A 23,236-nucleotide genomic window follows, 5' to 3' on the forward strand; every position below is an offset into this window, starting at 1 on the left:
GGATTATCTTTCTAACCGTTATAGGGAGTAAAAATGTTAAACCCGCTTAAGGCCATTTTTGGCACAAAACATGATCGCGACATTAAAAAGATCATGCCCGTTATTAATCAGATCAATGATCTTGAAGAGAAAATGAAGTCGATGAGTGATGAAGAGCTCAAGGCGCAAACTCCAAAGTTCAAAGAGATGATTAAAAATGGAGCTTCACTAGATTCTCTTCTAGTCGAAGCCTTTGCAACAGTAAGAGAGGCTTCTGTACGTGTTCTTGGAATGAGACACTACAATGTTCAGCTTGTAGGTGGAGTTGTTCTCTATCAAGGAAAAATTGCTGAAATGAAAACAGGTGAAGGGAAAACCCTAACGGCGACTCTTCCTCTATATCTTATCGCCCTTGAAGGAAAAGGTGCTCACATTATTACAGTTAACGATTACCTTGCTAGTCGTGATGCTGAGGAAATGGGAGTGCTCTTCAATTGGCTTGGTCTGAATGTTGGCTGTATTGTTGCTGATATGGAAGACGAAGCAAGAAAAGCGGCCTATAGAGCAGACATCACTTATGGGACAAATAATGAATTTGCCTTTGATTATCTAAGAGATAATATGAAATTTTCTTTGGAAGATTACGTTCAAAGAGATTTCCGCTACTGTATTGTCGATGAGGTTGACTCTATTCTTATCGACGAAGCAAGAACTCCACTTCTTATCTCTGGACCTAGCGAAGGAAACACTGATGCCTACGCTATGGCCAATACAGTAATACCTAAGCTTACAATAGAAAAGCACTTCACAATTGATGAGAAATCTAAATCTGCTATTTTTACAGATGATGGAATCGTAAAAGTTCAAGAGATCATGGGAATTGAAAATCTATATGATATTAAAAACTCTGATCTTCTTCACCACCTAAACCAGGCCCTAAGAGCACACCATCTGTTTAAAAATGATATCGACTATGTCATTAAAGAAGGGCAAGTCATTATCGTTGATGAATTCACAGGGCGCCTTAAAGATGGTTCGAGATGGTCAGATGGACTTCACCAGGCCATTGAAGCAAAAGAAGGCGTTGATGTTAAGTCTGAAAACCAGACTCTCGCCTCTATTACTTTCCAAAATTACTTCAAAATGTATTCAAGTCTTGCTGGTATGACTGGAACGGCTGATACAGAAGCAGAGGAATTTGGAAAGATCTACGAACTTGATGTCGTTGTTATTCCTACAAATGAGCCTATCGCTCGTGTCGATGAAGCAGATGTCATCTACAAGTCAACTTCGGCCAAACACAAAGCGATCATCAATCTTGTAAAAGAGCTTCACGCTAAAGGGCAACCTGTTCTCGTTGGAACAATTTCAATTGATTCATCAGTTCACTTGTCAGAAGAATTAGAAAAAGCTGGTATCCCACACAATGTTCTCAATGCAAAACAACACGGAAAAGAAGCCGACATTATCAAGAATGCTGGGCAAAAAGGTGCTGTTACTATCGCAACGAACATGGCAGGTCGTGGAACAGATATCAAGTTAACTGAGGAAACAAAATCCCTTGGTGGACTCTATATTGTTGGTACAGAAAGACATGAGTCTCGTCGAATCGACAACCAGCTAAGAGGTCGTTCAGGACGTCAGGGTGATCCAGGTCACTCGAAATTCTTCCTTTCTCTTGAAGATGATCTCATGAGAATCTTTGGTAGTGATAGAATTTCAAAGGTTATGAGCACCCTTGGAATGGAAGAAGATGAGCCAATTGAGCATAAGATGATCTCTAATGCCATTGCAAAAGCACAAAAGAAAGTTGAAACACATAACTTTGAAATTAGAAAGCACCTTCTCGAGTACGATAACGTCATGAACGAACAAAGACGTGTTATCTATCGTATCCGTCGTGAAATCCTCTCTGACAATGACAATTTAGGTTTTGTAAAAGAGATGACAGAAGATGTGGCAAGCTTTCTTGTTGATATTCACAGACCAGACAAGAAAATCCCACTTGAGCAGTGGCCATGGGAAGAGCTTAAACAAGGTTTTAAAACAACATTCAACACAGACTATGAAATTGATGCTCTTGAGTGTTCTCAAAAATTTGATGGCGATCTCGATCACTACTTCTCAGAGGTAGCAAAAGAGCTTCTTGATAAAAAATTCTCTCAATACGATGAAGAACAAATCAAGCTTGCACTAAGAGAAATTCTTCTTTCTACATTTGATAACCATTGGAAAGAGCACCTTCTTGCAATGGACCACATGAAGGAAGGGATCAATCTAAGGGCCTATGCTCAAAAAGACCCGCTGACAGAATACAAGCGTGAGTCTTTCTCACTTTTTGAAAACGTAAGACAAGAGGTGAAGAAATCGGTTATCAGAAACATCTTCACAGTAAAACTTTATACTCAAGAAGAAATTGAAGAGCTTAGAAGGCAACATGAAGAAGAGCTTGAAAAACAACTTGAAGCCTATAAAAGAGCACAAGAAGAAGCTGAGAGATTAGAAGAGGCCAAGAAAATGGCCCCTCTAACTCGTGGTAGAAACAAAGTTGGTCGAAATGACCCTTGCCCTTGTGGTTCAGGAAAGAAATTTAAACAGTGCCATGGCGCTTAAAAAAATTAGGGGAGCTCATAGCTCCCCTTTCTTTTCTCTGCTATAATAATAGCTACCAACGAACCTATAGGAAGTAGAGATTATGTCTGAGGATAAGACAAAGCCAGATTTAACACGAATAGAAGATCTTTCTGAATTTTTGCACCAAGATGATCCTGAAACCGATGCCCTACTCGAGGGCCGAGACGATCAACAAGACGAAAATAATGCCATCGCAACTGGAGAAGACCTCTCCTCTATTGACTCTCTCGATGACGATCAAGATGGGGCCGAAGAAGAAATCTTCGCGCTCGGTGATGAAGATTCCTTTAACGACGATCAAGAAACACAATCCGACTTTCAAATGCCAGAACTTCCACAAGAGAATGATATGGAAGATGAAGTAGATGAAGAAGAATTTCAAACAGACTTTCAAAGTGATTCTTCCCTAGAAGAAGATAGTGGTTTTGAATCTAACTTTGATGACGGCTTCGAAACAAGTTTTGAAGACAATCAAGATGATGAGACAGAAGATGCCTTTGAAGAGGATGATCAACTAGAAAGTTTCGACCAAGAAGAAACTCTTAACTTTGATCAAGACGGCGAGAGTATTGAAAATGAAGATGACTCTTATGAATTTGATGAAGGTCTTGAAGAGGAGCAAGAAGACGATCAAGAAGACGAGCAAGAAGAGTCACTTGCTTTTGAACAAAGTAGTGATAATGAAAGTCCCTCTGAAGAAGATTATAATATTCAAGAGAGTGCTAGCGAACAAATCCAGCAAGAGGCACCGGCCCAAAAAGAACGAGAAAACTTCGAAGATTTAAGGCGCTTTAGTGAAAACATAACTTATGGAAACGTCGCCCAAGGAGGAAATCCTCCTTTTAGTATTGTTCTCAAAAAAATAAAATACCTTGAAGATGGTGAGCAGATCATTGAGATTCTCGAAGAGCACGGTCTTGTCAACACATCTAATAAAGCAGTTATGCAGCAAAGTATTCAGCATGGAACTCTCCTTCTCTCTCAACTAAGCGAATACGCAGCGATCTATCTTTGCCATAAACTTCGCCGATTTGACTTAGAAATTTTAATGGGACTTTCTGAGGAGATTCGCCCTTCTAAATCATATGAAAATGAAGAAAAGGGACTTATTGCCAAAACCAACCTCAATCAGAACAAAAACATTTTTCAAGAATTTGAAGAAAAAGAAATTGCACCAAAAGATATTCTTGTAACTCTTGCACCTCAACTTGAGAATATGCAAATTGTTCGTTACATAGATATTGTTACGTCTCATAAGATCGTATCAGAACATGACTTACGTCGAAATCAAAATGAAGACGATCAAATGGAAAAATTTGAACTAGACCAGAGTGAAGTTTTTGACCAATTAAAGGAACAGCTTCGCCTCAAGGCCCATGCTCTTAAGGCCAACGCTTTGATTGGACTTAACTATCAAACACTTCGTCTGAGCGAAGGAGAGCAAAGTGAATTTAAAATCACATGCTCGGCCAATGCTGTATGGATTATGGACCGCCCGGGGAGCGGAGTTTACTAATGAAAAAAACATTTTTAGAAGCACCTCTACATTTTAATACTATCGTCATTGGCGGAGGAATTGTTGGTGCAGGTGTTTTTAGAGATCTTAGTTTACAAGGACAAGATGTTCTTCTCATTGATAAGAATGACTTTTCGTCCCAGACATCGATGTCTTCATCAAAGATGTTACACGGTGGGATTCGATACTTAGAGAATATGGACTTCGCACTCGTGTGGGAAGCTCTGCATGAGAAAAACCTATGGCTTAAGCTGGCCCCCCACTTATGTTATGAAAAAAAATTTTACTTACCAATCTACAAAGACTCGCTAAGACCAAAATGGATGTTAAGAGTTGGCCTCTTTCTTTATGACTTACTTTCAAGTTTTCAAAACTCTCCCCACTCAATGGCCAACACAAAAGAAACTATTGAGCACTTTAAAACAATTAAAGGAGATGGATTACAAGGAAGTGGTATTTACTTCGATGCCATAGTCGATGATGCCAAGTTAACTCTAGAAGTAATCTATGATGGTTTAGAAGAAAGTGGTTCAATGGCCCTTAACTATACAGAATATGTTAAGCACGAACACTTATCAGAAAATGAAATTCGCGTAACTCTTAAAGATGTAGAAACGAACGAAGAAAGAGAGTTCTTTTGCGAAGATATCGTTTTCGCAACAGGTCCTTTCACAGACAAAGTCTTAAAAGGAAACCACAATATCAACTGGCAAGATCATCTCCTCCCTTCAAAAGGTTCTCACCTATGGATTAAAAAGGAAGATCTCAATATTAATGATGCAATCGTTCTCACTCCAAATGATGGCCGAGTCATCTTTGTTATTCCACAAAAAAATATGGTTCTTGTTGGAACGACAGAAGTATCGATTCAAGATGTCGCCTTTAATCAAAAGGCCGATCAATCTGAAGTAGATTACTTAATAGAAAACCTTAATCAGTATTTCCCTCATGCGAAAGTGACAAGAGATTCAATTATTTCTAGTTTCTCTGGGATACGCCCACTTGTAAAAGAAGACAGCTCAACAGATAGAGCAAAAACAGCAAGAGATCATAAGTACTTTCAACCTCGCTCAAATATGCACATCATCATTGGTGGAAAGTATACAACTTTTAGAATCATGGCCCAAGATGTTAGCCGAATCATTTGCACAAGACATCACAGACTCTATGACGAAGGAAAAACACTCAGTCCACTTCGAGTAAAAAGTACCGTTCTTCCCTTTTCATTATTAGAGGAAATTACTAATGATCAGATCGATCAAATTATTCAAAAAGAACACGTTAAATCAGTTGAAGATGTCATTGAAAGAAGAATCAATAATCCTTTCATTCAAATAACAGACGAACAAAAAGAGTATATCAAAACTAAGATTAAGGCCTATCACCAACGATAGGCCAAACCAACACGAACTCTCGGTCCACTAACAGTCAAAACACTAGTATCTCCCTCATCAGTATCAAAAGATGTAGATGATTGAATATAGTCGACAAGACCAATGGCACTGAAATTATTTGAAAGCAGATAGCGTGTCCCAACTCCAAAAGAGAGAAACTGACTAGATCCAGTTAAGTCGTTATTAACAGAGTCGGGTACAGAAGAGCCCTCTGCAGCTTCAACGGTGTAACTTGCACTTCCAAGAGCAAATGAGCTTGTGGCATAGAAAACAACTTTTTGAACTTCATGAGGTAAATTATAAAAATAATAACTCACACCTGCACCAAACTCAGTCCAATCAACAGTCGTCTCTAACTCACCACCAGAAGTTGAAGATCTCTTCGTAGCAAATCCGTAAACTGACATATTTTTTAAAAAGCTAGTAGATGTTGGAAAGAATTTCTCTATCCCTGCGGAGAAATCAAGAGAGCTTGCACTTGTTGTTGTCGTTGCGGTTCCATCATCAAAGTCACCACTCAAACTTGTAAAATTTAAAAGTCCAAAAACCTCTAGGGAACGATCCGACGTTTTCGAAAATGTATTTGTTTTAGAAGGACCCTCGGCCAAGGATTTTAGCTCATCCATATCATCGCTCGAAAGATTTTCTGCCTGCGCTTTTTCATCCATCACCATTTTTACGCGATCAGAACCGCGAGTTGTTTTAACTTCAACCAAGCTCTTTGATGGATCTTCAGTAATTTTCACTTCGCTTGCAATTTTAAGATTCATCACTTTATTCTTTTCAATTTCTTCATCGTTAACTAAGCGATAAAATGACCAAACAGATCGACTTGGTGAAGCTTTCACAACAACACCCCTAGCAACAACTCCAGTTGTTAGAAAGAATTTGGCATGATCTCCAACAACCAGTCCATCTTCTAGACCACGATTAATAAGAGCTGTTTTCTTCGTTGAAGATAATTCTAAAATCCTCAATGTTAACTTCTCATCAATTTCGAGACCTAATGTTTGCACAGACAAGACGGCCATGATCAAAAGTAAACGTAAGCGCATAAAAATTACTCCTAAAAATAAACACTCAATGAAAGGTTCAATTTTATATCATTCAAAGTTTTAGATGTTTCTATTTCGTCGGCCGCTGTTTCAACAGCAGTCCACTTTGTCGTTTCACTAACAAGTCGCACATTAAGTCCAACCCCTGTAGGATTATCAATTTCATAACTTCTTGGCTCATCAAAGCGATACTTCAGACCAATCCAAAGAGCCGGCAAGACGACTTGCTGATAGGTGTAATCCTGAGAGAGATCAATTGAAGTGACATCAGCACTTCCTCTTTTTACACCCCCACCAAGATAGCCAATTACTTTATTTAATTTCGCAGGAGACTGAAGAAAGTAATAATTGATCCCTCCAAAGAAGTTTCCATAGGTAAATCTTCCATTGATACCACCTAGATCAATATTTGAAACACCTCTTTCTAAACCAAATTCCAGCGACCAACGAAAATGATCTGGAGAAACACGAATCAAGTGATATTCATAAGCAAGACCAACTGTGTAGCCATTTCCTTGGTGATTTGGGTCTTCAGCATTTGCATGAGACACTAGGGATGATGAAAGACTAATATCGACTTCATGTGAGATTTTTTCATTAAGAGCTAAATCCTGCATCCTTTTTTCTTTAGCTGCTCCGGTCTTAATGAGATAATTTCTAATTTCTCTATCATTGAGACCAGCACTCCAAAGGGCACCTTCTTTTTTAACTTTAGCAACAAACTTTGGATCGATTTTATTTTTGGCCTTCGACTTTTCCTTGTATCCTCTAAAAACATTCACAAAGCTATCTTTCAAAATCTGCCCTTTATCAAGATCACGTTCATGTTCAAAATAGAGCTGATTAATCCCCTTTTCCAAGGAATTCGTTTTATCGATTCTATTTTGACTCAAAGACTTTGAAATAATTTCATCGACACCTTTTCTTACCCCTAATGCTTCACTTTGAAATGATTCACTTGGAACAACTCTACGATCAATCATTGAATCAGAAAGCATAACCTTTCCAAATGACTTGAGCTTCTTTCTTTTAACTGCACTAATATGAGCGCTTTCTTTGGCCTCTTTGGGAATGAGGTTTTTTTCAGAATAATACTCGTTCGAATGGGCCAAAAGCTCTTTTCTCATACCATGAGTATCTTCATAATCGATATCTTCACGATCGAGACGACTGTCCTCTAGTCGAGTATGACTTCTAACTTCTAGAGTGGCCCTTCCCTGAACAAGAAAATCATCTTTTTCAATCGTTACTGAGTTATTTGCCCTGAGGGGAATTCGCTTATTTCTCTCAATAAAAACCCAATAAGATTTATTTTCCTCAGACCTAACGAGCTCGGCCCTACCAATGAGAAAGATTTTTGGTTTATCTAAAGATCCGATTTGAATTGAAATATTGGCTAAATCTTGGGCCTTCAAACCATAAAAGCTCCCTTTATCGAGGATAAAGCTCTTACCACTAGCGCTAATTGTAACAACTTTAGCTCGCACCGCAGTATCTGAGGCGAAGCTAATCGAGCTAAAAAGCTGAACAATTGTAAATATCAAGAGTAATTTCATCGCCTTCCCTAGCGAAAATCAATACATAACTTTCTTTTTATTCTACCACAATGGGTGGATTTGAAAAGGAGAGCGGAAAGATATGACATCGTGCAAAGTTGCACGTCGGCCCTTGAACAAAGGTGTAAATTCCCTTATAAATACTGGATAATTATTAAATTAAGATCAGGAGCCCTCATGGCCAAAAGAAGACAAAAAAAGCAGATTTATCGTTACGAGTGTACCATTACTGGTGAAACTTACAAGACGACTAAGCAAGCAAAGAATCCAGATGACCTCATCAGTGTTCAGGCCTATTACGAAATGAACCCTGAAGAAGATGATAGACCAGAAGAAATTAAGATCCAATTAGAACAAAGCCAAGGATAATTTAGCATGGAAAAGCGTAAAGTTATTATCGTAGGTTCAGGTCCTGCGGGTTACACAGCTGCCCTCTATACTTCTAGAGCAAATCTTGCTCCTCTCGTTATTGAAGGACATGAGCCTGGTGGACAACTTACGACAACAACAGATGTAGATAATTTCCCAGGGTTTCCCGAGGGAATTATGGGGCCAGAACTAATGGCCAATATGAAAAAGCAAGCTGCTCGTTTTGACACTGAGTTTTTAACGACTCATGTAACGAGTGTTGATCTTTCTAAAAGACCATTCCACGTTAAGTGTGAGAATGGAAATGAATACCTTGCCGAGTCTCTCATCATTTCAACAGGCGCTTCTGCGAAGTACCTCGGACTTGAAAATGAAAAAGAACTAATTGGTAAAGGTGTTTCAGCATGTGCAACTTGTGATGGTTTCTTCTATCGCGACAGAGTCGTTCACGTCGTCGGTGGTGGAGACACGGCAATGGAAGAGGCAACATTTCTTACAAAATTTGCTTCAAAAGTTTACGTTGTTCACAGAAGAGATGAACTTCGTGCTAGTAAGCCAATGCAAGAGCGTGCTTTTGCCAATGAAAAAATTGAATTTGTTTGGGATAGTGCTGTTACAGAAATTATCGCTGACCCAACTGGTGTTACGGCCATTAAGGTAGAGAATCTTAAAACTGGTGAGATCACAGAGAGAAAAACTGATGGTCTTTTCATGGGTATTGGTCACAAACCAAATACAGATTTCCTAGATGGTCAGATCAAATTAGATGATCACGGTTTCATTATCACAGAAGGTAGATATCCAGATACAAATATTCCTGGTGTTTTTGCATGTGGTGATGTTCAAGATTCTTACTACAGACAAGCAATCTCTGCAGCAGGTAGTGGATGTCAGGCCGCCATAAGGGCCGAAAGATTTCTAGAAGAAAACGAATAATGAATTAAGCGCTCACACACTGAGCGCTTTTTTTTCGCTTGTTAGACACGCTAAAAATTCCTCAAGATCAAACGGCTTACAAAATGTACGGTCAGCTCCGGCCTTAGCAGCAAGCTTTAAGTACAAATCTCCCGAATGAACGCGACCACCTGAGATTGCAATAATCTTGAGTGCCGGATAATCGGCCTTAAGTTTTTGGACAAGAGACACACCATCGAGCTTAGGCATGGCCATATCTGTGACGACGCAGGAATAAGTTTCATCAACGAGATCAAGGGCCTCTTTTCCGTCACTAGCGCAAACGACGTTGATTCCCTCATCCTGTAAAAACTCGTTGAGTATCTCTCTTAAAAACGCATCATCATCGACTAAAAGTACTTTATTTTCCATAGATAAATTTTAGCAAGGTTTTTACTTAGATAGATAATAAAGATTACCTTAACAAAAAATCAAGGTTTCTTACCTGAGCTCATTCCAAATCAAGAAAGATTGATTCAATCATGATAAAATATCAAATTAAGGAAGGTAGTCCTTGATGCCCCAGGCCTCTAACTCAACAATTGTTGCTTTAGAACGCTCTAAATTAATTGGAACTTTTCGAATCATATAGCCACCACGTATGGAAATTTCAAGAAGTCCTTTTGCTTTTGAGCCATCTCTAATTTTACCAGCAAGATAGAAATCAGCACTAGACTTATACCGAGGATCCTTAGATTTCATAAATCGTGTGTAGAATACGTGCCCCCCGCCAAACTCTCCATGACCATTAATTTCACTTAGGGACAATTTATAGTTTTTAGAATTATCGCTCATTTTATACTTTGAAGTTTTTAGAAAATTTAATCGAACATGAACAAGAAAACTACTTGAACGTCCATCAATATCACTTTTCTTAGACTGTTCACTTAGAAATTGAAACACTTTCCAAAAGACATCATTTTCACAGACGTATTCAACACATTCAATCTCTGCACCAGAGAGCCCCTGTTTTCGTAAAAAATCCATGTGTGGTCTTGTAAAGAAGGCCTGTTCACCGAGTTCGAAATTGAGATATTTTATACTTCTATTTGATGAGAACGGATCTGGTCTTTCTCTTTCTAAATAGTAATAATAATTTAAATGAGCAGAAGTTACAGGGACCGCCAAATCATCCTGAAGATAAAAAGAAAGACTTCCTGTATTGGCCAATCGAAAGTTCCCGACGACATTTAAAATCTTCACACTGTGAATATAATCTCTAAGCTTTTGATCGAAGAAAAAATCATTTCTAAGTCCAACGAGAAAATCTGAGCCAAAGAGCATATCTCTCAATTCTTTTTTTCCAAAGATAAAGTCTTTCACCTTACGAAGATAGAGAGGCACCTTAGCAATCTGGGTTCCCTGAAAAGGAGTACCCAAAGTTATGATGTGCTCTATACGATTTTTTACAATCTCATAGGAGTGCTGACTTAACTTTTTTCGAAGAGCAGCTCTAATCCAATTAAATGTAACAAGACCACCTTGAGAGTGAGCAATAACACTAACTTTATCATTCTGTGAAAGATCGAGATTTTCTTTTAAATAAGAATCTAGCATCTCTGTAAAGTCATTTACATCGTATTGATCTTGTCCAGTAGGATAGGAGAACATATATTTCTTATGGGCCCTTAAGGGATACTCATCTCCTAACTTCTTAAGCAGACCCTCATCCATATAGTCAAATGTTCCAGGTCCTGAAGCGATTCCATGGATAAAAATTAAATGATGAACACTCGCAAGAGATTGGAGCGAAAGAAAAAAGAAAAATAAAATAAATATTTTTTTCATATCTCTATTTTAGGTAAACTCAAGACCAGTGCAACTAACTGGCTAAAGATTCCGATTCCTCTAATATAATGCCAAAGTAATTTCGATATAATTCTCGTCCATGAAAAAGTCGTTCCCTAAAGGCATCAACTTTCATTTGAAACTTATCAGCGACCTCTTCAAGAGTAAGTCCTTTTTGCAAATGCTTATCCGAGAGAGCTGTTAAATAGAGTGTTTCTAAGTCTGCGTGAGAAAGAGATCTCAACTTCTCTGGTTCAACACCTTCAAGGATTGATTCAAAGATATGAAATTGTCCTAGGTCAACATCGATAACAGGAATAACATCCGGAGATATCTCTTCGATATAATGAAAGCTCGAGTTATAAAGAACTAATCGATCAATTGCGGTTTTTAACTCTTGAATATTACCTGGCCAATCGTAGTTTTTAAAAAAATCAACAATCTTAGGACCAAGCCTTTTGACATACTGACCTTGCTCGTGACAAACCTTTTCCAAAAAAAGTTTCATGAGTGGAATAATGTCTTCCTTTCTCTCTCTTAGAGAAGGAATGTGAATCATTTTCTTAGAGATTTCTTCAAACAAACTCAATTCAAAGTCTGAGCTATTTTTTAAGTAAATCAAACTCTTTGGACTCGTACAAATGAATCGAATATCTGCTCTTGATTTCATCAATTTTAAAAGTTCATTTTGACACTCAATTGTAAGAGAGCAAATATCTTTAAAAATAATTGTTCCACCAGAATAGAGATCTAGTTTACCTACCTTTTGATCGCCTCCAATGAGTAAATCATTTAGATCTTTGACATCGAGTACATCATGACAATTGACGACCCCACGGCCAAGATCCTTTCTTTCACTTTCTTGATGAATCATTTCTGCTAGTAGCTTCTTCCCTACACCATATTCGCCTGTAATTAAAACTGTTTCATCTGTAGACTTCACCATATTTACAAAGCGCTTAAGGTCATCGTTTTGCTTTGAAACACCGACAAGAGAGAAAGACTGATCTTGAACAAACTCTAACTCACTATCTTTAAGAGGTGTTCGATGAAAGTCTCTCCAAATTGATGTAATCGTAAATGAGAGGATTTCACAAAAGAGAATATCTTCTCCAGAAAAGAAGTCCTCTCCTTTTTTATTGGCAAACTCTAAAATACCAACAATAGAGCCCTGATCATCATATACCGGGATAAGCATCAAACTTGTCGTTTTAATGTCGTAATATTCTGTTAACTCTCGGTAGAGAGGATCTGTTGAAAACTTTGTTATTCTTGTATTAATGATTCTTCTTTCGTTTAAAACTTTTTCTACAAGAGAGTGACGAAAAGAGAAAACGTTATCTGAGAGCGTTTCCTTTTCAAAATCATACAAGACGACTTGAGAACGCTTTCTATTGATCGTATAGAAGTGATATCTTTTGGCCTTAATAACTCTGGCCGTTTCTCTAAAAATGACTGTTTGAAAACTTCGAAGCTGATCAAACTTTCTCATGTCTTGATAGAGACTTTTAAGAAGTGAGATTTTTTGTAAACTGGTTTGTTTTTTTACCATCCCTTCATTACTAATCAATTCAATGAGATGGTTTTTTAATCTCTTAGTAGAAAAGCTAGAAATAAACTTTTCAATGAACTTTTTACTCATCCCCTGCTGTTCAACATCGAACTCAAGGCCACAAAAATACTTAATACATTCACCATAGTCATTGAGAATTTGATTAACTCTCGTTAAGCGTGATGAGATGAAAAATTCAACGCCTTTGAAAGAAAGAGCAACATAGTATGTTTGATTTAGCTGCATATTCGTTCGACTATAGAAACCCACTCCCGAGAGAGACAAATTCACTAATTCAATCCCACCAATTAAATTTTCCTCAATATTGGAACTGGTAGATACTGAAAATTGGATTTTATCTTCACTCGTCACAGGGATGCGAAATGAACGATGTGACCTTAACTTGCTAATATTGTTTACCATATTCTTCTTCCTTAAAGATCGCTACACCCTCAACTTATCGGAAAAAATAAAGTCCTCTTTACTAAATCTTCCAGACCTTTTGACCGACAAGGACACTAGGAGATTCATATGGATAAAACCCTTTTAAACTACCAATTTTACAAATCTTTTCGTATGCCAATGGAAGAGAAGGATAAAGTATTTGTAAAAATAACGAGAAAACAAGAAGGGAATATTGAAGAAGTCTTCAGTGGAAGAATTATCAATATCAATCTCACTGGATTAAATTTATCTTCCCAAAAGAAAATAGCAGATGGAGAGGATTTAGATATTCTCATTTATACCAAGAGGTTTTTTAACAACTGGGATTTCAATGTTAAAGGGCGCGTTGTTCGTTCATTTTTCAGCGCCGAAGGAAAAAGTGAAATCGTCTACGGTGTAAAGCTAGAGACTCAAGATAAAGACTCTGAACTTCATTATTTTCTAAAAGACTTTATCCATCGCTTTTCAAAGTCTAGACTTAAAAACTATCTCATTGAATCGGCCATAGCTGAAAAGCGCATCTCGTCAGAAGAAGGAATAGAGCTCTACTCTCTCATGTGTGCTCTATATGTCGGAAGTACAAAAGATCCACTTCAAGAAGAATTAGAAAATGCCTGTCAGATTCTCGATGTAGAAATTGGAAGAATTTATAAAATTAATATTAACAATCAAACTCTAGAGAATATAGCAACAACAGAAGAGAAAACGATCAAAGAAAAAGATTACAGAAAGGGACTAACTGGTGCCGTCTTTTCTAGTTCTTCTCTTTATAATCTAGATTTAAGACGAGTCGACAAGCACCCTTTCAATCAGCCAAATATGAAAACGGCCCTTGCTCACCCTCTCTACAATAGGGATCATAAAACAATTGGGGTTATTGAATTTATTAATAAAAAATCCTCTAAGAAGTTTTCAATTAATGATGAGCGTTTTGTAAAACTCGTTGCAAGTTTAGTTTCACACCATTTTGATGACTTTGTCCCTCAATCGAGAGTCACTCAAATTGAAGAACTTAATCCTCTTGATCAAACATTCCAATCTCTCTACGTTGGGACAAGTCTTGAATCAATTGAGATTAGAAAAATCATTAACTCTCTTAAAACAAAGTCTGAAAACCTTCTGATCGTTGGAGAAAAAGGGGTTGGAAAAAACTTTCTTGCCACAGGAATCCATAATCAGGGATGTCAATCAAGTGATGAACTTGTGATCTTAGATTTTCAAAAAGACTCCGTTCGCGAGGAATTTGATAAAGAAGATTTTCTAGAAAAATTAGGACTAGACTCCCCAGGTACAATTATCATTAAAGAGGTTGGCAATCTTTCAATCTCAGAACAAAAATCACTTTATAACTTAATTAATCGATCTCAAAAACGATTTTTAACAACATCATCTAAGGACTTATTGAGTCTTGTTGAAAATGGTCGCTTTTTAAAGAAGCTCTACTTCTTTCTTTCTAAGGCCCTTTTACACCTAAAGCCACTACGAAACAGAGAGAGTGAAATCATCGACATCGCAGAGTATCTCATCAAGCAAGAGGCTCAAAAGCGTAATCTCAGAAGGCCAAAACTTGATGAAGAAACAATCGATCGTATCCTCTCCCACTCATGGCCAGGCAATTTCACTGAGCTTCAGAAAGTCGTTAAGAAGTCTATGATGAAGTACAATCCTGAGAATGACTTTTATTTAGATCTCTTACCTGATCAAAAAGTCTATGTCCCCACACGCAATAAGAAGATGTATAAGATCATAGAATCACTTGCTCAACATAGCGATTCCACAATCTTTTTTGACACTCATAAAAAGATTTTAGAGGAAATTATCAAGAGAAAAGTCTCATAAAAACCGAGTCAATGACGCGGCTATTAATTTTCTTTTGACAGACCAAGACCACCTTGAAAGAATATCTCTAGAGTTCAATGATTGAACTCATGAAGAATCACAAACCGAGGATTGGTCACATGGATATCTTTAACTACCAAACGTTTGATACGTCTCTAAGTAAGAAAACAAGAAGTCTCACTCTTACTTTTAAAAGGGAGACCATCAATAGAGAAATGCTTTTCGAACTTGAAGGCCTTTTTAATTGGCTAAGTTCAAAGATTGAGATCTCAACTCTCATACTCACATCTCATAGTGATATTTTTTGCCAAGGAATTGATTTAGAAGATTGGAAAGATAAAGGGCCATCTGAACTCCAGGCTTTCCTTAAGCGTTTTTCTAAGCTCACAAATGCTCTCACTTACTTACCTCAAACAGTCATTGCAGATCTTAGGACAGATGTCGCTGCCGAGGGAATTGAACTCGCTCTCTGCGCTGATATTCGCATTGCTCGTTCAGGCCTTTCATTGAATTTCAACTTTCTAGAAAGAGGTCTTATGCCGCAGGCGCCAATGTATGAAAGGGCCCACCAACTTTTTGGAATGCAGAATCTAAAAAATTGGATTTACTCTAAGAAAAAACCTAGTACTGAAACTCTTATTCACAACGGATTTCTTCTTTCAACTTATGCCGCCAATGAAGAAATATCAGAGATCCTCACCTACCTTCGTGATGTCTCTCCAATTTCACGCTTACAAAGTAAAATGGCCTTCAAAGTTTACGATGTCGACTTTGAAAAAGAGCGCATTGAAAAAATCGACTCATTTCAAATGGCCACTCTTAGCATTGAAGACTGGAAAAAAGAAAAAGAAGACTTCACTCCTGCCCGTGAAATTGGCTCAACATTAAAAAGAAAAGAAGTTGAAAAAAATTACGCTTAACGGGCCTTAATAATATCGCTCCATCTTGTCGTAAAGTTTTTAGATTTTTTCTCACACAACATCTTCCACATGGGATCGAGACCACAGGCCAAAGACTTAATGGTCTCGCTCCCATAGAGTAAATTGATGCGATCGATCTCTTTCATAAGCCTCTCTCTCTTTGGGTCGAGAACAGGTCCAAATAAAGAGAGCTGATTTTCTCTTTCATCTCTAAGATCACTTAAAATAATTCCAGCTTTTTTATAACTAAAACCCTCCTCAAAAATGTGATCGAGTAAAGAAAAAGCACAATCAATAAGAAAGAGAGTATCTTGTGATCCTGTCGTAAGGGGCATAAAAACTTGATTATGGTATTGAGGAGTGTTTGAAAAAGGATTTGTCGTAAGCCAAAGTCCCACTTGAAAGCAAACACTCTTTTGTCTTCTAAGTTTTTCACTGGCCCTTGAGACATAATTGGCGATGGCCTCTTTCATCTCACTTTTAAGAAGAATTGGACGTCCAAAAGACTTTGAACTAATAATTTGTTTTTTAGATTCGATACCCTCTTCCAAATTGAAACAATGAACCTCTCTAAGCTCTTCTTGAATCTGTCTTCCGACCTTTGTTAGTAGCTTCTGAATCATTCTTTCATTTTTGTATTCACGAAAATCATAGGCCGATCGAACTCCTTGAAAGATAAGTTTCTCTGCCGATTTTCTACCGATCCCCCACACCTCTTCAATGGGAGTTCTCTCCAAAGCAAGATCGAGATAGGGAGAATCAACTAAGTTTAAAACACCATTAGCCTTTGGAGATTTCTTTGCCAATCTATTAGCAACCTTTGAAAGAACTTTTGTTCGCGCACAACCAAGGCTAACAGGAATCCCGACTTCTTTTTCAACTCGCATTTTTATCTCATGACAAAAGGCCGATAGATCGTGATGCTCAAGGCCTGTTAAATCTAAGAAGGCCTCATCAATAGAATAAATCTCCATTCCAGGAACCATCGAGGCAAGAGTCTTCATCACTCTTGCCGACATATCTCCATAGAGGGTGTAATTAGAAGAGAAGGCCTTTCCTCCATGCTTATTTAAAATTTTCTCTATTTTAAAATAAGGACTCCCCCGTTTAATACCAAGGAGCTTGGCCTCTTTAGATAAAGAAACAACACAACCATCATTATTAGAGAGAATAACGATAGGAATATCTCTTAAGCGCGCATTAAATAGCCTCTCACAAGAGACGTAATAAGAATTACAATCGACAAGGGCATAAACTTTCTCAACCATAAGGCCTATCTCTTAAACTCATGGATGACAAAAGTCACAACACCCCAAATTGAAAAATCACGATGTTGATCAACATAAATATCTTTAAACTTCTTATTCTCTGAGACAAGAGCGCCCCCCTTGGAAGTAAGAACAAAACGCTTTATACAAAACTCTCCATCAAGAATACATAAAACGACATCTCCGCTGCGAGGAGAAATGGAACGATCAACAGTAACGAGATCACCCTCAAAGATCAAAGGCTCCATGCTCTGTCCCTCGCTTCGCGCGAAGAATGTCGAGGACTCTCTCTTAATAACATACTCATCCAAAGAGAGTCTCATCTCGAGGTAATCATCGGCAGGGCTTGGAAAGCCGCAAGGGATACGCGACAAATAAAGGCCTGCTCCCTTTGGTTTTAGATTCTTCATGAAAGCAATCATATCAAAAAAACGAAACTTACGCAAAACTTACGCACTTCTATATAGACGCAACAAAACGGATTACATAAATATATGGAATTATTATACTTTATGGGAAACGAATTAAGGGGCGAATTTCATGCCCAGAGAGAGAATTTGCCGCTTTATCGAAGTCTTTGGTCATCCCTAAAAGAAAACCACCTCCACCAGCACCACAAAGTTTCAGGTAGTAATCCTCTCCATTGATACCATTTTCCCAGATATCAACACACAGCTTTGGAATCATAGGAGCAAAGTGTCTGAATTGAAAATCAGACAATTCCTTAAAGTCTTCATAAAGACGATCCATATCACCACACAAGAAGTGCTCGATACAATTGTCGTTAATAGGCAGAAGGACCTGATCACAGAGTTTAGAGAAAGAGTCTGTCTTGCACTTTTCTAAAAAGAGATTCACAAGGGGCTCTGTACGACGAGGTCGTCCGGTATTAAGAAGAAAGATCGCTCCCTTTCCCTTTCCTTCAAAATTTGGCAAATCAACAAATTCAAGTTGTCCCTTAGAAACAATTTTAATAGGCCTATTGTAATAACTAATAAGGGGGTCAATTCCAGAAGAAGAGCCGTGAAAATGCGATTCAATTTGAGCAAAAGCGGCCTTCAAATCAACCTCACTTAGCGCTTTAAGATCACTATTGTGGTAGCGATCAAAAACAGCAGCACAAAGAGCTCCAGAGCTCCCAACACCATAGCCTTGTGGGATTGTTGAATTAAAAGAAAGTCCCTGTGAGATATCAAATTCGAAACTTGTGACATCGAGGTCGATCAAAAGTCTTTGTTCATTTTTTAATTTCTTTAAATATTGGCAAAGGGCCTTTAACTCAGAATCGATTCGCACGTTCTCTTTTGGAAATGTGAGATGGCCATCAAAAAGAGAATAAGGAAGACAAAGAGCATCCCCACTTCGAACAACAGAATATTCACCAAAGAGGAGAACCTTAGAGTTAAAGTTTGATTTAGAAGGGGTCATAAAAGCCTTTTACAGATCCAGAGGACCAGTTCCTACAAAGTCATGAATAACTTGTTGACCTTCACAATGCTCTAAAAGATCAGACTGAATGAACTCTCTAACTTGCTTCTCCACTGCCTTAGGATAAAGCAGGTGAACATTAGGTCCAGCATCGAGAGTGAAATAGAGAGGACACTTCGTCTGTGCTCTAAACGCTCTTACCTTTTCTATGATAGAGAGAGTATTTGGTCTCATTAAAATAAAGCTTGGATTTGAATTCATCATAAGACCATGAAGCTCGAGGGCCTCACGTTCTAAGATAACTCCAAACTCATCAAGTTCACCATTTTCTAGCGCCCACGTTAGTTTGTCTAAATTTGCTCTTGCATTTGAAAAGCGTACATCACTAAAAGGATGATCTTTCATAAGAGCGTGACCCGCTCGAGAAGAGACAGGCTTCTCTCCAGAAGAGACGATTAAAATAGAATCACAGTATGTTTTAAAGACCTCATGTAGCTTAGTATAAGCAGAGGCGTAAAACTTAGAACTTCCCTCTTGTCCAAATTCTCCCCATGTAGCAGCATGTGGATAAAGTGAACGACAAGCACTTCCTGAGCCAAGCCTAGCAATATAAGAGGCCTTTTGTAGAAACTCTTGATCAGTCAGCTCACCTGCTTTCCCTTCAAAAATTTCTTTTTCAAGAGAACATAGGCAAAGGGCCAGGGCACTCATGCTTGAAGCAGAAGATGCAATTCCCGCAGAGTGTGGAAAAGTATTCGTAGAATTAAACTCTAGTTCAAGTTGCTTTAAAAAAGGAAAAACATCTTGAATTGAGTTTAAGAAAGCTTCAATTTTTGTTTTAAACTTAGGAGCTTCTTTATTTTCAAAAAAGAAATCGATTTCAATATTCTCACTAGGCTTATCTTTCATGGCCCAAGAGAGGTCCATCGTAGTTGTTGCTTCACTTAAAGTGAAACTTAGCGAGGGGTTGCTTGGAAGTTGAACTCCATACTTTCCCCAATACTTAACAATGGCAATATTAGAAGGACTTCGCCAAGCAAAGCGTCCAGAACCGGCATCACCCTTGATACGTAGGTTCTTATTAATGTAATGTTTTTCCATGAAATTCCTCTGAATTGAGTGGTGAACTCAAGATGAGATCTTCATAAGGAAGAATGACATCATGTCCTTTGGACGTGAAGTACTCTTCTGTCTCAACTTGTGATCGCGTAGAACTAACCAAAGCAAAGTCCCCTCCCCATGCACCGAGAGACTTAACAGACCCCCAGTAATCATCGAAAAGATTCTTTTTGGCCGTCGTCAACTTTAAGCTGGAGGCAACAATATCTTCATGAGCGTTAATGAGAAACTCAAATTCCTCAAGGCCAGAGCAACGAACGAGATCATCAGTGATACGAGATATATTACTAATAACCTCAGGCGAGTGAGGGCGTTGAGCTTTATAGTACTCAATAGCTGTACGTGAATTTTGCTTTTTATTTAAATGAACGAAATAAAGATTTTCTTTGAAGCTTGGATTAAATCCAACTTGTGACCACTCTGGACCAGAGCTCTTTTTCTGATACATGATTGGTCCCTGGGACTGAGCACAAGCAATATCGTAACCTGAACCACCTTGCGTATTAAAAAGTAATTCAAAAGGTGAAATATAGGCCCACTGAGCAAGATTATAAATAAGAGTCGAACTTGAACCGAGTCCCCAGTCTCTTGGGAAACCTAGGTGAGTAATAACTTCGACATCGACTTCATCTCTAAGAAAATGAGCATTTTGTTTTCTGGCCTGAATGAGCAGTTGCTGAAGAACTTGAGCCTCAGGTGTCACCGTATCATTCGTACACTGAAAACGCCAAAACTCAAAACTTGCCTCAAACCAAAGGTTTCCATGGCAATCATAAGACTTCCACGTGAGCTTAGGATCAAAAGAAGGGCTATAACGAACCTGAAGTGATTGACCAACTTTAGTTGGAAGAGCAAGAGCACTTGCACCATCCATCACAAAGTACTCGCCAGAAAGGAGGAGTTTTCCGTGTCCAAAGAATTTTTGATCAGTCGTATGCGGATCAAGCATGGCACCACCACTACCAATATATTTTGATAACCTTTCGGAATGCGTATACATTTAAATCCCTATTATTGTAAGTCTCTTAAACTTGCTAGTTCTTCTCTCACGTCTTTATAAGAAACGATGCGATCTTGAAATTTGGCCCTTACAATCTCTCTCTCTTGTTCGGAAGCCTCAAGCTGATTCAAAATATTCACAAGGTGCATTTTCATATGACCTTTTTGAATCCCAGAAGTTACCAGTGAACGAAGTGCTCCAAAGTTTTGAGCAAGTCCACAAGCAGCAACAATCATCATCAATTCTTTTGCGCTAGGCTTATTTAACATATCTAAAGATAGTTTGGCCATTGGATGAAGCTTGGTTAATCCTCCAACTGTTCCAAGGGCGAGTGGGATATCTATCCAGAAACGAAAGAGTCCATCTTTTATCTCACAGTGCGTAAGAGAACGATACTGACCATCTCTTGCTGCATATGTATGACCACAGGCCTCTATCGCCCTGAAATCATTACCAGTAGCAAGAATCAGAGCATCAATACCATTAAAGATCCCTTTATTGTGAGTTGTCGCTCTATTGACATCAATCTCGGCAATACGAACAGCTTTTCTCATTTTTGTAGCAAAAAGTTCAGCACTCATTCCAAGACTTTTATCTTCTAAATCTTCAACTGGGCACTCAACCATCGCCTTCACACGACAATTTGGCGTGTAATTGGAAAGGATGGCCATGATAACCAGAAGATCTTTTTCAGTTTCATTGAAACTCTCATTATCACTAACAAGAGTTCTAAATTTTTGACCAAGGGCCTCTAGCACAGAATTGATAAAGTTAGCACCCATCGCATCACATGTTTCAAATGTGGCCCAGAGTTGATAGTAGTCATCTTCTCTATCTGTACAATCTTTAAGCTCCAGCGAGTTGAGACCACCACCTCTTTGTTCCATATTTGTAAGAAGGGGAGCTACTTCATTGAGTAGAAGTTCTTTTGCGCTCTCATTAAAAAACTTAATTAATTTTGAACTCTCACCTTTCCAAGAAAAGTGAACCTGCCCAACCTTCTCTGTCCCAACAATTTCCGCTTTAAAGCCACCACGGCTTAACCAAAAATTAGCTGAGCGAGCACAAGCTGCGACAACAGAGCTCTCTTCAATAACCATTGGAACACAGTAGAGAGTTTCATTGAGCTTAAAATTAGGAACCACCCCGTAAGGGAAAAAGAAATTCGAAACAGTATTTTCAGAAAAGTCATCAAGGATTTGTTGCGCTTGAGCATTAGAGTGCCAAAAGCTTTTAATCTCTTCGAGCTTGTGCTTAGAAGCGTCTAAGTAATTCTCAACGATGTAATTTAACTTCTCTACTTTTGTTAATTTAGAAAATCCCTTAATTGGTTTCAAAGTGAACTCCTTAGGGTCAAAAATTGCTTGGCCATGGAAAGTCCTAGCAATTGATAGCGGATATATGTTTGTAATGTTTGATAATCTTGATTAGCTTGCTCTAAAAGCGCCTTTGCTTGGCCATAAACAGCATTGCCTTCAAATAAGGATGTTAGATAATAACCGTCGAGAAAATCTTTCACCCCACCAGAGATAATGAAATCTTTCACTAAACAATCATCACCAAGACTACGGCGCACTTCATTAGCAAGGACGACCATGTCACTAGCGGTATGACCGACTTTTGCAAGTGGTTCGTAAGCTGTTTTTATCCCTTGGTGATCTCTAAGCATCTCAAGCTTAGAAAAATTAGTTCCCCCAAAAGCAGAAAATTCAATAGCGGCCAATGGCATTGTCATTAAGGCCTTAAGACTTTTAGGCCCCATTCCCTGTCCAACCTCTTTCACTATAACATTCATCTTAGAGCTAGAAATAAGCTCTTCTAGGATAGAAAGAGAGCTTCTCTCGAGGAAATCTCCTTCAGGCTGAAACCACTCTTGTAAGGGATTTAAATGGACAAAAACTCCATCGACATCCAAACGTTCTAAAAGATCTTCTAGGCGATGAATTTCTTTTGTTTTTAAAAGCTCGTCTACTTGTACAATTCCAATATTGGCATAAAAAGGAACATCTTTTCCAAGAATAGGACGAAGATTAAAGTCTTCAAAATATGTTTCACTCTCTAGCAGAGAGCGACAAGAGCCAAGTCCCATTCCAAGTCCAAACTCTTTTACGGCCTGGGCAAGGTTTTGATTGATATGTCTCGCAGGTCCTGTTCCCCCGGTCATAGATGAAACCCAAAGAGGGGCCCCCATCTTCTTGCCGAGAAATGAACACTGCAAATCAATTTCTTTAGGATGATGACCAAAAAGAGGTTCATAGTAAAAGCGCCCATCGACTTGTGCACTTTCTAATTGGGCCTGAACGGCCAGTTCAATGTGGTCTGTTTTTCGTTTATCTAATACTGTCATGACAGGCAGAACATAACATGTCTGACCCTTTACGTCATGACAAAAAACAGATGCTTAAACAAGCCCTGTAAAGG

The 23,236-nt window shown here is 38.4% G+C and carries 19 protein-coding genes; 7 read left to right on the forward strand and 12 right to left on the reverse strand.

Annotation, left to right across the window (positions count from 1 at the left end; translation table 11 throughout):
- Positions 1-33: 33 nt before the first annotated feature.
- From secA to HBN50_RS08525, 3 genes are all read left to right on the forward strand, one after another.
- Positions 34-2,592: a preprotein translocase subunit SecA gene (secA, locus tag HBN50_RS08515; protein WP_273869254.1), complete on the forward strand. Its 2,559-nt coding sequence runs from the start codon at positions 34-36 to the stop codon at positions 2,590-2,592.
- An 82-nt stretch (positions 2,593-2,674) separates the two neighbouring features.
- Positions 2,675-4,129, forward strand: a complete 1,455-nt coding sequence (locus HBN50_RS08520; RefSeq protein WP_273869255.1) for a hypothetical protein — start codon at positions 2,675-2,677, stop codon at positions 4,127-4,129.
- Complete coding sequence (locus tag HBN50_RS08525) at positions 4,129-5,523, forward strand: glycerol-3-phosphate dehydrogenase/oxidase (RefSeq protein ID WP_273869256.1); 1,395 nt, start codon at positions 4,129-4,131, stop codon at positions 5,521-5,523. Before HBN50_RS08520 ends, HBN50_RS08525 begins: the two co-directional genes overlap by 1 nt.
- On the opposite strand, the gene HBN50_RS08530 is transcribed toward HBN50_RS08525, so the two are convergent.
- Both HBN50_RS08530 and HBN50_RS08535 read right to left on the reverse strand, forming a co-directional pair.
- Positions 5,511-6,578 (reverse strand): outer membrane protein, encoded by a 1,068-nt coding sequence (locus HBN50_RS08530; protein ID WP_273869257.1) that lies wholly within the window; start codon positions 6,576-6,578, stop codon positions 5,511-5,513. The two genes, HBN50_RS08525 and HBN50_RS08530, sit on opposite strands and share 13 nt — an antisense overlap.
- A gap of 11 nt (positions 6,579-6,589) precedes the next feature.
- Positions 6,590-8,134, reverse strand: coding sequence for a hypothetical protein (locus HBN50_RS08535; protein ID WP_273869259.1), 1,545 nt, complete (start codon positions 8,132-8,134; stop codon positions 6,590-6,592).
- Between the two features lie 177 nt (positions 8,135-8,311).
- Between HBN50_RS08535 and HBN50_RS08540 the strand changes: the two genes are divergently transcribed.
- On the forward strand, positions 8,312-8,503 hold the full coding sequence (locus tag HBN50_RS08540; protein ID WP_273869260.1) for a hypothetical protein: 192 nt from the start codon (positions 8,312-8,314) through the stop codon (positions 8,501-8,503).
- 6 nt (positions 8,504-8,509) lie between these two features.
- On the forward strand, positions 8,510-9,439 hold the full coding sequence (trxB, locus tag HBN50_RS08545) for a thioredoxin-disulfide reductase (protein WP_273869261.1): 930 nt from the start codon (positions 8,510-8,512) through the stop codon (positions 9,437-9,439).
- Positions 9,440-9,451: 12 nt separating this feature from the next.
- Here trxB and HBN50_RS08550 read toward each other — a convergent pair whose 3' ends face one another.
- The 3 genes from HBN50_RS08550 to HBN50_RS08560 all read right to left on the reverse strand — a co-directional run bounded on the left by HBN50_RS08550 (position 9,452) and on the right by HBN50_RS08560 (position 13,220).
- Positions 9,452-9,829 carry a response regulator gene (locus tag HBN50_RS08550; RefSeq protein ID WP_273869262.1) on the reverse strand — a complete coding sequence of 126 codons (378 nt, stop codon included), beginning with the start codon at positions 9,827-9,829 and terminating at the stop codon, positions 9,452-9,454.
- 126 nt (positions 9,830-9,955) lie between these two features.
- The gene (locus tag HBN50_RS08555) at positions 9,956-11,245 is read right to left on the reverse strand and encodes a lipase family alpha/beta hydrolase (protein ID WP_273869263.1); all 1,290 of its coding nucleotides are present in this window, start codon (positions 11,243-11,245) and stop codon (positions 9,956-9,958) included.
- Between the two features lie 34 nt (positions 11,246-11,279).
- Positions 11,280-13,220 carry a sigma 54-interacting transcriptional regulator gene (locus tag HBN50_RS08560; RefSeq protein WP_273869264.1) on the reverse strand — a complete coding sequence of 647 codons (1,941 nt, stop codon included), beginning with the start codon at positions 13,218-13,220 and terminating at the stop codon, positions 11,280-11,282.
- A gap of 108 nt (positions 13,221-13,328) precedes the next feature.
- Here HBN50_RS08560 and HBN50_RS08565 point away from each other — a divergent pair, with 108 nt between their 5' ends.
- Positions 13,329-15,080 carry a sigma 54-interacting transcriptional regulator gene (locus HBN50_RS08565; protein ID WP_273869266.1) on the forward strand — a complete coding sequence of 584 codons (1,752 nt, stop codon included), beginning with the start codon at positions 13,329-13,331 and terminating at the stop codon, positions 15,078-15,080.
- An 89-nt stretch (positions 15,081-15,169) separates the two neighbouring features.
- Entirely contained in the window at positions 15,170-16,000 is an 831-nt protein-coding gene (locus tag HBN50_RS08570) for an enoyl-CoA hydratase/isomerase family protein (RefSeq protein ID WP_273869267.1), read from the forward strand.
- Here the strand turns inward: HBN50_RS08570 and HBN50_RS08575 are convergent.
- From HBN50_RS08575 to HBN50_RS08605, 7 genes are all read right to left on the reverse strand, one after another.
- A complete protein-coding gene (locus HBN50_RS08575; protein ID WP_273869268.1) occupies positions 15,997-17,268 on the reverse strand; it encodes a Y-family DNA polymerase in 1,272 nt (423 codons plus the stop codon). The genes HBN50_RS08570 and HBN50_RS08575 overlap by 4 nt on opposite strands.
- A 5-nt stretch (positions 17,269-17,273) precedes the next feature.
- A complete protein-coding gene (locus tag HBN50_RS08580; protein WP_273869269.1) occupies positions 17,274-17,678 on the reverse strand; it encodes a LexA family protein in 405 nt (134 codons plus the stop codon).
- Between the two features lie 100 nt (positions 17,679-17,778).
- Positions 17,779-18,696 (reverse strand): mevalonate kinase family protein, encoded by a 918-nt coding sequence (locus HBN50_RS08585; protein WP_273869270.1) that lies wholly within the window; start codon positions 18,694-18,696, stop codon positions 17,779-17,781.
- A 9-nt stretch (positions 18,697-18,705) separates the two neighbouring features.
- Positions 18,706-19,797, reverse strand: coding sequence for a diphosphomevalonate/mevalonate 3,5-bisphosphate decarboxylase family protein (locus HBN50_RS08590; RefSeq protein WP_273869271.1), 1,092 nt, complete (start codon positions 19,795-19,797; stop codon positions 18,706-18,708).
- Positions 19,778-20,815, reverse strand: a complete 1,038-nt coding sequence (locus HBN50_RS08595; protein WP_273869272.1) for a GYDIA family GHMP kinase — start codon at positions 20,813-20,815, stop codon at positions 19,778-19,780. Before HBN50_RS08595 ends, HBN50_RS08590 begins: the two co-directional genes overlap by 20 nt.
- An 11-nt stretch (positions 20,816-20,826) precedes the next feature.
- Positions 20,827-22,152 carry a hydroxymethylglutaryl-CoA reductase, degradative gene (locus HBN50_RS08600; protein ID WP_273869273.1) on the reverse strand — a complete coding sequence of 442 codons (1,326 nt, stop codon included), beginning with the start codon at positions 22,150-22,152 and terminating at the stop codon, positions 20,827-20,829.
- Positions 22,149-23,162, reverse strand: a complete 1,014-nt coding sequence (locus HBN50_RS08605; RefSeq protein WP_273869275.1) for a hypothetical protein — start codon at positions 23,160-23,162, stop codon at positions 22,149-22,151. Before HBN50_RS08605 ends, HBN50_RS08600 begins: the two co-directional genes overlap by 4 nt.
- Positions 23,163-23,236 lie beyond the last annotated feature (74 nt).

It is taken from the genome of Halobacteriovorax sp. GB3 (assembly GCF_028649655.1).
Lineage (GTDB): Bacteria > Bdellovibrionota > Bacteriovoracia > Bacteriovoracales > Bacteriovoracaceae > BSW11-IV.